Genomic DNA, 12580 nt, shown 5'->3' on the forward strand with positions numbered 1-12580 from the left:
CAAACTCCGAATACAGGCTAATTGAATCACGGGAGACACACAGCGGGTGCTAACGTCCGTTGTGAAGAGGGCAACAACCCAGACCGCCAGCTAAGGTCCCCAAGTGATGATTAAGTGGGAAACGATGTGGGAAGTCACAGACAGCCAGGAGGTTGGCTTAGAAGCAGCCACCCTTTAAAGAAAGCGTAATAGCTCACTGGTCGAGTCGGCCTGCGCGGAAGATGTAACGGGGCTAAATCATCCACCGAAGCTGCGGATGTGCACTAAAGTGCACGTGGTAGGGGAGCGTTCTGTAGGCTGATGAAGGTGCATTGAGAAGTGTGCTGGAGGTATCAGAAGTGCGAATGCTGACATGAGTAACGATAAAGAAGGTGAAAACCCTTCTCGCCGGAAGTCTAAGGTTTCCTGCACGACGTTAATCGGAGCAGGGTGAGTCGGCCCCTAAGGCGAGGCTGAAAAGCGTAGTCGATGGGAATAAGGTTAATAGTCCTTAACTTTTTATAAGTGGTGATGTGGGGACGAAGAAGGCTAGGTGAGCCGGGCGTTGGTTGTCCCGGTCCATGCATGTAGGCGGTGTGTTTAGGTAAATCCGGACACACATGACGCTAAGGTGCGATGGGGTTCTGACCTTTCGAGGTGCAGAGAAGTCATTGACGCCATGCTTCCAGGAAAAGCTGCTAGCCATAACTTATAGAAAACCGTACCGCAAACCGACACAGGTGGACAAGTAGAGCATACTAAGGCGCATGAGAGAACTCGGGTGAAGGAACTAGGCAAAATGGTACCGTAACTTCGGGAGAAGGTACGCCCTTGATTGTGAGTCATTACGCATGACGAAGCAGTTGAGGGTCGCAGAGACCAGGTGGCTGCGACTGTTTATTAAAAACACAGCACTCTGCAAATTCGTAAGAAGACGTATAGGGTGTGACGCCTGCCCGGTGCCGGAAGGTTAATTGATGGGGTTATTCCTTTGGGAAGAAGCTCTTGATCGAAGCCCCGGTAAACGGCGGCCGTAACTATAACGGTCCTAAGGTAGCGAAATTCCTTGTCGGGTAAGTTCCGACCTGCACGAATGGCGTAACGATGGCCACACTGTCTCCACCCGAGACTCAGTGAAATTGAAATCGCTGTGAAGATGCAGTGTACCCGCGGCTAGACGGAAAGACCCCGTGAACCTTTACTATAGTTTTGCACTGGACTTTGATGATGACTGTGTAGGATAGGTGGGAGGCTAAGAAGTGTGGACGCTAGTTCACATGGAGCCAACCTTGAAATACCACCCTGTTATCATTGAGGTTCTAACTTAGGCGAGTGAATCCTCGTCAAGGACAGTGCATGATGGGTAGTTTGACTGGGGCGGTCTCCTCCCAAAGAGTAACGGAGGAGCACAAAGGTACCCTCGGTACGGTCGGACATCGTACCAAGAGTGTAAAGGCAAAAGGGTGCTTGACTGCGAGAGCGACGGCTCGAGCAGGTACGAAAGTAGGTCTTAGTGATCCGGTGGTTCTGAATGGAAGGGCCATCGCTCAACGGATAAAAGGTACTCCGGGGATAACAGGCTGATACCGCCCAAGAGTTCATATCGACGGCGGTGTTTGGCACCTCGATGTCGGCTCATCACATCCTGGGGCTGAAGCAGGTCCCAAGGGTATGGCTGTTCGCCATTTAAAGTGGTACGCGAGCTGGGTTTAGAACGTCGTGAGACAGTTCGGTCCCTATCTGCCGTGGGCGTAGGAAAATTGAGAGGAGCTGCTCCTAGTACGAGAGGACCGGAGTGGACGAACCTCTGGTGTACCGGTTGTGACGCCAGTTGCATTGCCGGGTAGCTAAGTTCGGACGGGATAACCGCTGAAAGCATCTAAGCGGGAAGCCTCCCTCAAGATGAGTTTTCCCATGAAGCCCGTTGAAGACGACGACGTTGATAGGCAAGGTGTGGAAGTACGGTAACGTATGAAGCTAACTTGTACTAATTGGCTGATTGTCTTGACCATATAACCTGAAGTGCTGTAAACAAGCAACTGACGGCTTAGGTCACACATAAATGCTTGTGACTCGTTAATCTTTACCAGGCTGTTAATCAGCCTTACCGGTTTTCCTGGCGACCATAGCGGTTTGGAACCACCTGACTCCATCTCGAACTCAGTAGTGAAACAGACCAGCGCCAATGATAGTGTGGGGTTTCCCCATGTGAAAGTAGGTCATCGCCAGGGCTTTATACTTGAAAGCGGCTTTAAGCCGCTTTTTCTATAACTGCTAAAGTCATATTTTTTCTATAAATCATTTAAGCCAATTTCTCTTGGCTTTTCATATTTCATTTTAAATTCTACAGATTATTTGACGCTTACTTTTTTATCAAGTATATATGGTCTCTCTATATTAATACTGTATGACGTTAGTTTTATGATTGTTGAAATAGAAGGTTTTAAAGTCGAGCTTACCAGAAAGCCAGTTAAATACATTAATCTTCGTATTACATCTCAAGGTAATATTAAAATTAGTGCTCCTAAACGCTCATCCCTTGTAAGTATTTCCCGATTTGTTAAAGATAAATCTGGCTGGATTACTTCTAATCAGGAACGTTTAAAGAGCCAAGAAACTATTATTAATATGCATCTGCGAGAAGGTGAAGAGCATTTCTTTCTGGGTAAACGCTATCCATTACATCTTAAGAAAAGTCAAAAACAAAAAGGTATTGTTCTCAATGATGAGGATATGCATTGTTTTATTACCAATGATAATAATACTACTGTAAAGCGGACTATTTTGCATAGTTGGTATCGAGAGCAAATGCTAGTTCTCTTACCAAAATTAATTCAAAAATGGGAACCTATTATTGGGGTTAAAGTATTAGAATATGGGGTTAAGATGATGAAAACCCGCTGGGGATCTTGCAATACTTTAGCAAAACGAATTTGGATTAATTTACATTTAATACAAAAGCCACTGATTTGCTTAGAATATGTTTTAGTTCATGAAATGGTGCATTTGCTTGAGCCAAGCCATAACAAGCGTTTTCATATGTTAATGACGAAGTTTATGCCCGACTGGCCTCAATATAAAGATTTACTTAATACAAAGCTCGTTTAATTCCTCTTCCCAAAGTAAGTTAAATATTTTATTGTGCTTAACATAGAAAACATGAATTGCTATGGATAACAATGAATATTTTAATTGCCGGTGGAACGGGATTTATAGGGCGTGAACTAATTAATGCCCTAAAACATAAGTACACCATTACTGTCTTAGGTCGGAATCAAGCTAAACTTAAGGCAACTTTTCCTGATCTACCTCATTTAACTTGGGCAGATTTACCAGAGCATTCAGCGCAATCATATGATTCTGTTATTAATTTATCTGGTTACAATATTGCTGCTTCGCGCTGGTCTCCTAAAGTTAAGCAAGAAATTATTAGCTCGCGTGTCGATACAACGACTGATTTAATAAATTGGATTATTAATACTCAAGCTAAGCCTCGTTTTTTTGTTGCCAATGCAGTTGGTATTTATGGTGCAGAAGCTCATCATGATGAGACTGGGTTTGATGAAGATACGGTAATCGATAGACAACATCCAAAAGATTTTTTAAGTGAAATAGGTATAAAGTGGGAGCAAGCTTTACAACCGGCGCTTGATTATGGATTGGAATCAGTTATTACTCGTTTTGGTGTTGTTTTAAAAAGAGGGGAAGGGATATTAAAAAAACTTGAGTTTAGTTTTAAATTAGGTTTAGGAAGTGTAATCGGTGAAGGCCAGCAAATAATGTCTTGGGTACATATTAATGATGTTATTGCCGCTTTCTTATTTCTTTTTGACCACTCTAATTTAAAAGGCACATTTAATGTTACTTCACCAAACCCCATAACACAAAAAGAGTTTGCTCAAGCCCTCGCTAAATCAATGCATCGACCTTTAATGTTGAAAATGCCTGCGCCTATTGTTAAACTTTTGTTTGGCGAAATGGGTGACTATCTACTGCTTCGAGGGCAACGCGTGTTGCCTAAGCGTTTATTAGAGGCTGGCTTTAAATTTAATCACCCTTATATTGATGAGGCGCTCCAGGTAAATTAGGCGGCTTATTTTGGGCTAAGTATTTATCTTTCAGACGAATATAGTGCTCAGCTGAATATTCAAGCTGATCTAATTCTGTTTTACTTAATTCTCTAATAGGTTTTGCCGGACTGCCTAAATATAAATAACCACTTTGTAAGTGTTTTCCAGGTGAAACAAGAGCGCCCGCACCGATAATTACTTTCTCTTCTACATGAACATCATCAAGTAATAAAGCGCCCATCCCTATAAGACAATAGCTTTCAATTGTACAAGCATGAAGGACTGCCCGATGACCTACTGTAATTCCCTTACCAAGAATTAAAGGCCGGCCACCCGGCGTGAAAGGGCCGTCATGAGTTACATGTAAGATTGCCGCATCTTGAATATTAGTGCCTTCATCGATATAGATGCTATTTACATCGCCACGAAGAACTGCCATAGGCCATATTGAAACATCATTAGCAAGCCGTACATCACCAATGATTGTGGCAGCTGGATCAATATAGACACCTTTGCCAATGGAGGGGGTTTTATTTTCAAATGGACGGATCATACTAAACTCAAATTAAGGTTACAAACTCTTCTGCGCTAGTAGGATGTATAGCAACAGTGTTATCAAAATCGCGTTTACAAGCACCCATTTTGACAGCTACACCGAAGCCTTGCAACATTTCGTCAGCGCCATAACCAATCACATGTAAACCAATAATTTTTTCATCCGGACCTAAAGTAATAAGTTTCATTGCAGTAGGTAATTTTTGATCGCTTAAAGCATCAAACATTGGATTAAAGCGAGTTTTATAAATCTTAAGTTTTTCAGCTCCAAATTTAATAATGGCCTCGCTTTCGCTATAACCCACACTGCCAATAGGTGGATGAGTAAAAACAACGGAACAAATATTTTCATAATCTAAATGAGCTTCCTTTTGGCCACCAAATAACCGATCACAAAGCCTGCGACCAGCAGCAATTGCCACAGGGGTTAATGCAGGCTCATTTATAACATCACCAAGGGCATAAATTCCGGGGATATTAGTATTTTGATACTTATCGACCGCAATTAAGCCTTGTTGATCTAGTAAAACGCCTACTTTATCTAAATTTAAATTAAAGATTCTTGGGGTACGACCAACGGCTGCAATAACAACATCAATATTAGAGATGAGTGAGCCTTTAGTGCAAAGAATATTTTTTGTACCATTAGATTGTAAGGTAATGGCTTTTGCACAGTGATTTAAATGTACCTCTAAGCCTTGTAGTTTCATAATTTCCAGAAGAGTATCACCTAACATACTGTCAAAGCGACTAAGAGGCCGATTACCGCGAATTAATAAATGGGTTTTAACGCCTAGCCCATGCAAAACACCGGCAAGCTCTACACCAATATAACCACTACCAATAATGGCAACGCTTTTTGGTTTTTTTGTTAAATGAAAGAAGCCATCTGAGGTGATAAGGTGTTCATTGCCTTCTAAGTCATTAGGTATGGTTGGTTCCCCACCAGTAGCAATAATGATGTGAGGTGCTTTATATTGTTTATCAGCTACTGAAATAGTTTGCTTATCAACAAAGAATCCTTCGCCGTGTAAATGGGTTATATTATATTGATTAAAACGACTAGAATAAATTTCACGTAATCTTGCAATATAAGCTTCACGTTTGTTAACTAAAGTAGACCAATCAAGGTTTACATCAACAGGTTTAAAGCCATAATCTGGGGCTTTATGTAAATGTTCGGCTAGCAAAGAAGCATTAAACATGATTTTTTTAGGTACACAACCTAAATTAACACATGTACCGCCTAGATGAGATTTTTCAACAACGGCAACTTTAGCGCCATATTTTGCTGCTCGAACAGCACTAGCAATTCCACCGCTGCCGCCGCCTAATACGATTAAATCAAAATCCATTACTTACCCTATTATTAAAAAACGATGTAATAACTACTTTAGCTAGCACGTTCTATTTATTCAACGTTTATTCACTATGTCTCTGAATAAAGATCACTTAAAACTTACGCTTTATCTAAGATATTTTTATTAAAAATAATGTAAAAATACTTAAATTAGCTCTACTAGTTTGGCGCATTCTGTTTCTCTTGCTTTTGATTATTTTGACTTTTCTTGATTTTAGTCGCTTCTTATTCAGAATTTGTATCTTAAGATTTGCTGAAAACATTAATTACCGTCATTATAATTATTAATAGAATAAATTTTTATTTGCTCATGACCTTAAAATCCACTTTGATAATGCTATTTATTTTAACTTTGCTAAGCTGCAGTCGACCTAAGCAAGAAGCATATCAAGGTTATGTTGAAGGTGAGAATATTTATTTAGCCTCGCCTAATTCAGGCATTCTCATAAAATTAGCTGTACAGCGGGGTCAATTAGTTAAAAAAGGTCAATTTTTATTTGAACTAGATCCTGATCCACAGGCATTAGCTATCAGGCAATATCAGGCAGAAATCATTCAGGCTGAACATGTCCTTAAGGATTTACAAAATCCTAGACGAACAGAAGAAATTGCAGCGATTGAGGCACAAATAGAACAAGTGGATGCTCAAATAGAATTAGCTCAAGCTCGTCTAAAGCGTTATCAACAACTGTATGAACGTCGTGTGGTAGCGAAAGATATTTATGATGAAATTGTTTCTCGCTATCAAGAGTTAGTCAAAAATAAAGCGCAATATCAAGCAAATCTAAATTTAGCAAAACAGGGGAGTCGTATTGAACAAATTCGGGCTCAGGAAGCACAGATACAAGCTTTGCAAGTAAAACTTAAAGAAGCAACTTGGCAACTTGGGCAGAAAAAACTGTTTGCACCAGCCGCTGGAATTATATATGACACTTATTTTCGTGAAGGTGAATTTGTAGGTAGTCAGCAGCCAGTTCTCTCCTTGCTAACGCCAGAAAACGTCCATATAGAATTTTTTATACCAGTAGAACAATTAGGCGCGCTTAAGATAGGACAAAAGGTAAATTTTACTTGTGCTGGTTGTCAACCTAGTCAAGCAATGATCAATTACATTTCTCCAGAGGCTGAGTATTTACCTCCTTTAGTTTATAGCCGTGAAAATGATGCTAAATTGGTATTTCGAATTATGGCTAATATGATAACGTTTAATCAATATAAACCTGGCCAACCTGTGACTGTTTACCTACCATGACTAAAGACATAATTATTGATGTCTATGATTTACATAAAAGTTTTGATAATCGCGTTGTTGTTAATGGTGTTGATTTACATGTAAAAAAAGGCGAAGTTTTTGGGTTTTTAGGACCCAATGGTAGTGGAAAAACAACAACCATTCGTATGCTTTGTGGCTTATTAACGCCGGATGCGGGCCGGGGAACTTGTTTAGGTTACGATATTATTAGGGAATCTAAAGAGATTAAGCAACATGTTGGCTACATGACTCAAAAATTTAGTTTTTATACTGATTTAAGTATTGAAGAGAATCTTTATTTCGTCGCGCGCGTCTATGGTATGAATAACCGTAAACAGCGAGTTGAGCAAACAATAGAGGAATTAGGTTTAAGTAGTCGGCGTAAACAATTAACAGGTTCCTTATCAGGTGGTTGGAAACAGCGAGTAGCGCTTGCTGCTTGTCTTTTACATACGCCAGAATTATTACTCTTAGATGAGCCGACAGCAGGAGTTGATCCCATCGCAAGAAGAGAATTTTGGGATAAAATTCATTTGCTTAGTGAACAGGGGGTTACAACGCTCGTATCTACTCATTATATGGATGAAGCCGAACGCTGTACTCGGCTAGCTTATTTGGCTTATGGTGAATTATTGATTACAGGTACTGTTAATGAAGTTATTGCTGCTACTAAGCTCTTAACTTGGGAAATAACCGGACAAGTTACTACCACATTATTACAAAAGGCTAAAACATTGCCGGGCGTGGTTCAAGCAGCCTTATTCGGTAGTCAAATACACATTAGTGGTTATGACAAAGAAATTATTGAGCAAAGTTTAAGAGAATTAGCACAAACACAAAATATACACTGGCAACAAATTACATCAACATTGGAAGATGCATTTATTAGCTTAGTAACGAAATCTCAAGGGGATTTAAAGTGATTGCAGGGTTGCAGCGGTTAATGGCTATCATTAGTAAAGAATTTATCGAAATGCGTCGAGATAAAGCTACTTTTGCTATGATTCTCGGGATTCCATTAATGCAATTAATAATATTTGGGTATGCTATTAACAATAATCCGCGTTATTTACCTACTGCTATTGTTAATGATGATGAGACTAACTTTACTCGCCGAATTTTAACGAGTATGGAAATTTCAACTTATTTTAAATTTATAAGCCCTGCTGTCAGCGAAGAAGAAGCACATCAATTATTAAAGAGAGGAGAAGTGCAATTTGTAGTTAATTTTCCGCCTGACTTTACTGATAATCTTGTCAGAGGTTTAAGCCCATCTCTTTTATTAGAAGCAGATGCTAGCGATCCTGCTGCAACAAGTCGTGCCGTTGCTGTTTTTACCGAACTTCCATCTTTAATTTTAAAAGAAGAATTAGTAGGGCCCCTTAAGCGGTTAAATGCTCAGCCGCTACCTTATACACCGATAGTTCATACCCTTTATAATCCTTTAGCTATTTCTGCTTACAATATCGTTCCTGGGCTCTTAGGTGTGGTATTAACCATGACAATGGTTGTTGTAACTGCATTAGTGATTACGCGAGAATATGAGCGCGGTACTATGGAAAATCTACTCGCTACGCCTTTAAGGCCACTTGAAATCATGGTTGGTAAAATCATTCCTTATATAATCGTAGGTTATGCTCAAACCTTACTTATTTTAACCTTTGCTAGGTTTTTATTTGATGTGCCTATGCAAGGTAGTATTATTTTATTGCTATTTTTATGTCTGCCATTTATTGCCGCTAATTTAGTAATGGGGTTAACTTTCTCTACGTTAGCTTCCAATCAATTACAAGCTGTACAAAGCGCTATGTTTTTCTTTTTACCTTCGATTTTATTATCAGGTTTTATGTTTCCATTTAGAGGCATGCCTGATTGGGCTCAAGGGGTTGGCAGTATGTTACCGCTTACCCACTTTTTAGTGATTGTGCGTGGCATCTTACTGAAAGGAAATTCATTTTTTGATGTTTGGTATGAAGTAATACCTATTTTAGCATTTACTTTTGTTGTGATGTTAATAGGTTTTAAACGGTTTAGGCAAACACTTGATTAAAGTAAGAAATTCATAACCATTTGCTCAACACGTTCATCAATTAATACGTTAATATGATCAAGTTTAGCAAGCAAAGCAAGTGATGCATGAGGATAATGACGACAAAATTCAATGGACTCTCGTGGTGGAATAGAAATATCTTCTGTGCCATGGATACATAAAATAGGTGTTGTACCTCGATTGATAAAGTTACGAAAGTTAAGATGGGTAATATTTGTTTTAGAGTTTTGTCGAATCACTTCTCGTAGCCGTAAATAACCTTTACCATTTAATTTAAAACGTCTTGCATGTTTGCTTACAGGTGTTCGCATATTAGTTGGCGATGAAATAAGTACTGCACGTTCGGGTATAGATTCAAGTTCCCATTCAGGTAATTGGCAAGCTAGATTTAGGGTATTTAAAAGCATAGAGCCACCAAAAGAGTGACCTATGGCACCATAAAAGGGCCCTAAATGATTAATTACGGTTTTTAAGGTATTAACTGCATCGATCCAAGTCAATTGTAACCCTTTAGCTTCTCCATGTGCTGGAAAATCTAAAGCATATACATCATAACCTTGCTTATGTAGCGCATGAATTAAGCGCGCCATGTAAGCTGCCCGTGACATCCAACCATGAGTAATAAGAACTTTCTTTGCGTTTTCATTGCTCTCTTGAGCAAAGCGATGGATTACATGATGCCTGGGTGAATTAGCTACTAAGAAGCTAGTTCGTTGATTAACTAAGAAATCACAAGCCTTTTGTGCAAATTCTCTATATTCCTTTTCAACCGGCAGCGGAAGGGGGGTAATAAATAGCTGATAGCATAACTGGGCATGAAAAAAATTTCTTAGTTCGGCCAATGCATTAGCTAGCATAGCATTATTCTCACTACTTTATTTATTACTAAGAATAGTCAAGAAATTCAATAATAACCAACAGTAAAATTAGACTTCTTTGGAAACTCTACTACAGATGCGCATTGCTTCGTCGATACGGTGCTCTAATCCTCATGTACTTATATGTACACTCCGGTTCTTCGCTCCGTGTCTTCTCGCACCGCTCTCTCTGTAGCGAGTTTCCAAAGAAGTCTATTATTTTATTTTACAGTTTAAATACTTCTTATTATTCAAAATACTAAGCAATCTAGGGATTATGATAAAGATTTATTGTTCATATAGTTAATCAAAGGTATATTGATAGGATTGATTGGAACTTACCTCAAACTGCTTATGCTCGTCATAACACAGTACTTTTTCAGCTGTTTTTTGTCTACTTTTACTGTATCACTGACAGTTTGGAAAAGTTCTATTACTATAACTTTTAATAAAGATATATAATTAGATCAGCTAAGATTTAAATTAAGCTTAAAAGGATTAATATGCACACATCAAATTATCTTTATCATGATGGTGAGCAGGAATTGTATGGTTTTCTTGCTTATGACGATCGTAATTCGCAACCAAGGCCTGCCGTTTTAGTCGCGCATGACTGGAGTGGCCGTAATGATTTTAGCTGTCAGAAGGCTAAAATGTTAGCGAAAATGGGATATGTTGGGTTTGCATTAGACATGTATGGTCATGCTCGGATTGGTGAAACTGCTGACGAGAAAATGGCGCTTATGCAACCTTTGGCGGGGGATAGGGGGATGCTGCGGGCTCGCATTCGGGCTGCATTTGATGCCCTAATAGGTATGCCTGAAGTAGATAGTACTAAAGTGGCAGCAATAGGCTTTTGTTTTGGCGGCTTATGTGTACTTGATTTAGCTCGTAGTGGCGCTGAGCTTAAAGGTGTAGTTAGCTTTCATGGCTTACTAGGTAAGCCAGCTGATTTAGAAAATCAAAATATTCAAGCTAAGGTTTTGGTTTTACATGGTTTTGATGATCCCATGGTTAAACCTGATCAAGTTAGACAATTTTGCCACGAAATGAATGCTGCTAATGTAGATTGGCAAGTTCATGTCTATGGCAATACAAAACATTCTTTTTCCAACCCAGAAGCTAATGATGAAAAATTAGGTATAGTTTATAATCCTGTCGCCGAGAAGCGCGCTTTACAAGCAATGACTAATTTTTTACAAGAAATTTTTACTTAAACGCGAATTTTGGATAAGGATCGCTTAAAACCTCTAATAGCAAGATATTGAATGTAAATTAAAGTAGCTTGCTATTTAAATATTATTTTAATGTAGCTAATGCATCTGGAATGATTGCAGTACCTGATATAGGTATCACAAGTTGTTTAGCTTGTAGGGACCAATCTATCTTTTTCAAATCAATTTTTTGTAAAGTAGGATTCATATAGGATTTAAAATAAAAAATCCCATGAGTTAAATCTTTAAAAACAGTCCATTGCGTTTTATCTAGATTATCTTCTGTATCAGGCGTTCCTTTTTCTCCTCTAATAAAACCAAAAGGAATATCGACATTATTTAAAATATGTTCGCCTAATATAACAGCATTTAAGGCATCACGAACGGGCATCGCTGTTTGTTGTAACATCGCTACTTTAACAAAGCGGGAAGGTGGGGAAGGATCACCTGGTAAACCGACTAAGCCTGAGCCTTGTCCTGTACCTGAATAAACAATACCATCATGCTTAATAACTTTAGAAGCATAAGGTGAAAGATTAGCGTAATTCTGTAAATTGGTAATTTGCCAGCCAAAAGTTGGCGAATTCGTTAATATACCAAGCGGGTTATGATAAGTCTTAACTTGGCCATTAATAAATTCTATTACTAAGCTTTTACCTGTTTTTTCAGTGACAATAGCGTGAGCTGGGAGCACTGCTGATTTACCTGCCATTTTAATTGGTGTTGCAAAAACATAAATTGTTCGCATGGCCTGCTCTTACTTCATCAATTGAGCTAAAGTTACCTAAAATCCAGTCTCCTAGAAAGGTATAGGGAATTGCCTTATTATTATAATTGGCCTCTACCGTGGGATATTTTGTATAGCCTGGTAAGTAAAGGTAGCCAAATGAAAGCCCTTTTTCATTCATGCCATCTAAAGCTTGTCCTGTTAGAAAAAAGTCAGCAAATAAATAGCCATATTGCGCTGTCCAACTCATAGTAGGTGTACCGTCCTCACGGCTCGTTTTAAACTGTTTATGAGGTGGTGAATTCATAATTCTTGATTGTAAATCGGGGCCAAATTCTAAAGTCCTGCCAACAATCAGTGATTGATCAAGCGCTTTGATTTGGATATTAGTGCAAGCATTAAGTAGATTAGAAAATAATAAACTAAAGACAAAAATAAATGGATAAGTTGTTAGTCCTTTCATTTTAAACTCTAGAAGTTAATACTTAGATTTAAGTTAGTAAATTAAAATATATA

At 38.8% G+C, this 12580-nt stretch carries 11 protein-coding genes and 2 rRNA genes (1 of these 13 cut by a window edge); 8 read left to right on the top strand and 5 right to left on the bottom strand.

Going from position 1 to position 12580, the window contains the following annotated elements; all coding sequences use genetic code 11:
• From DYH30_RS02180 to DYH30_RS02195, 4 genes are all read left to right on the top strand, one after another.
• Positions 1-1991: ribosomal RNA gene (locus DYH30_RS02180) — 23S ribosomal RNA — on the top strand (it extends 912 nt beyond the left edge of the window).
• A 103-nt stretch (positions 1992-2094) separates the two neighbouring features.
• Positions 2095-2210, top strand: a 5S ribosomal RNA gene (rrf, locus tag DYH30_RS02185).
• 190 nt (positions 2211-2400) lie between these two features.
• Complete coding sequence (locus DYH30_RS02190; RefSeq protein ID WP_115330083.1) at positions 2401-3087, top strand: M48 family metallopeptidase; 687 nt, start codon at positions 2401-2403, stop codon at positions 3085-3087.
• Positions 3088-3158: 71 nt separating this feature from the next.
• Complete coding sequence (locus DYH30_RS02195) at positions 3159-4067, top strand: TIGR01777 family oxidoreductase (RefSeq protein WP_115330084.1); 909 nt, start codon at positions 3159-3161, stop codon at positions 4065-4067.
• Here the strand turns inward: DYH30_RS02195 and DYH30_RS02200 are convergent.
• Positions 4027-4602, bottom strand: coding sequence for a gamma carbonic anhydrase family protein (locus tag DYH30_RS02200; protein WP_115330085.1), 576 nt, complete (start codon positions 4600-4602; stop codon positions 4027-4029). The genes DYH30_RS02195 and DYH30_RS02200 overlap by 41 nt on opposite strands.
• 7 nt (positions 4603-4609) lie before the next feature.
• Positions 4610-5959 (bottom strand): glutathione-disulfide reductase, encoded by a 1350-nt coding sequence (gene gorA / locus DYH30_RS02205; RefSeq protein ID WP_115330086.1) that lies wholly within the window; start codon positions 5957-5959, stop codon positions 4610-4612.
• Between the two features lie 339 nt (positions 5960-6298).
• Here gorA and DYH30_RS02210 point away from each other — a divergent pair, with 339 nt between their 5' ends.
• The 3 genes from DYH30_RS02210 to DYH30_RS02220 are packed head-to-tail and all read left to right on the top strand — an operon-like array spanning position 6299 to position 9266.
• Positions 6299-7216, top strand: a complete 918-nt coding sequence (locus DYH30_RS02210; protein ID WP_160116138.1) for an HlyD family secretion protein — start codon at positions 6299-6301, stop codon at positions 7214-7216.
• Positions 7213-8139 (top strand): ABC transporter ATP-binding protein, encoded by a 927-nt coding sequence (locus DYH30_RS02215; RefSeq protein WP_115330088.1) that lies wholly within the window; start codon positions 7213-7215, stop codon positions 8137-8139. The genes DYH30_RS02210 and DYH30_RS02215 overlap by 4 nt, the downstream gene beginning before the upstream one ends.
• Entirely contained in the window at positions 8136-9266 is a 1131-nt protein-coding gene (locus tag DYH30_RS02220; RefSeq protein ID WP_242604720.1) for an ABC transporter permease, read from the top strand. The genes DYH30_RS02215 and DYH30_RS02220 overlap by 4 nt, the downstream gene beginning before the upstream one ends.
• Here DYH30_RS02220 and DYH30_RS02225 read toward each other — a convergent pair.
• Complete coding sequence (locus DYH30_RS02225; protein ID WP_115330089.1) at positions 9263-10123, bottom strand: alpha/beta hydrolase; 861 nt, start codon at positions 10121-10123, stop codon at positions 9263-9265. The two genes, DYH30_RS02220 and DYH30_RS02225, sit on opposite strands and share 4 nt — an antisense overlap.
• Positions 10124-10626: 503 nt before the next feature.
• Between DYH30_RS02225 and DYH30_RS02230 the strand changes: the two genes are divergently transcribed.
• Positions 10627-11340, top strand: coding sequence for a dienelactone hydrolase family protein (locus DYH30_RS02230; protein WP_115330090.1), 714 nt, complete (start codon positions 10627-10629; stop codon positions 11338-11340).
• Positions 11341-11422: 82 nt separating this feature from the next.
• Here DYH30_RS02230 and DYH30_RS18525 read toward each other — a convergent pair whose 3' ends face one another.
• Both DYH30_RS18525 and DYH30_RS18530 read right to left on the bottom strand, forming a co-directional pair.
• A complete protein-coding gene (locus tag DYH30_RS18525; RefSeq protein ID WP_115330091.1) occupies positions 11423-12085 on the bottom strand; it encodes a linear amide C-N hydrolase in 663 nt (220 codons plus the stop codon).
• Positions 12051-12527, bottom strand: coding sequence for a linear amide C-N hydrolase (locus DYH30_RS18530; protein WP_115330092.1), 477 nt, complete (start codon positions 12525-12527; stop codon positions 12051-12053). Before DYH30_RS18530 ends, DYH30_RS18525 begins: the two co-directional genes overlap by 35 nt.
• Between the last annotated feature and the right edge of the window lie 53 nt (positions 12528-12580).

Source organism: Legionella busanensis (assembly GCF_900461525.1).
Lineage (GTDB): Bacteria > Pseudomonadota > Gammaproteobacteria > Legionellales > Legionellaceae > Legionella_C > Legionella_C busanensis.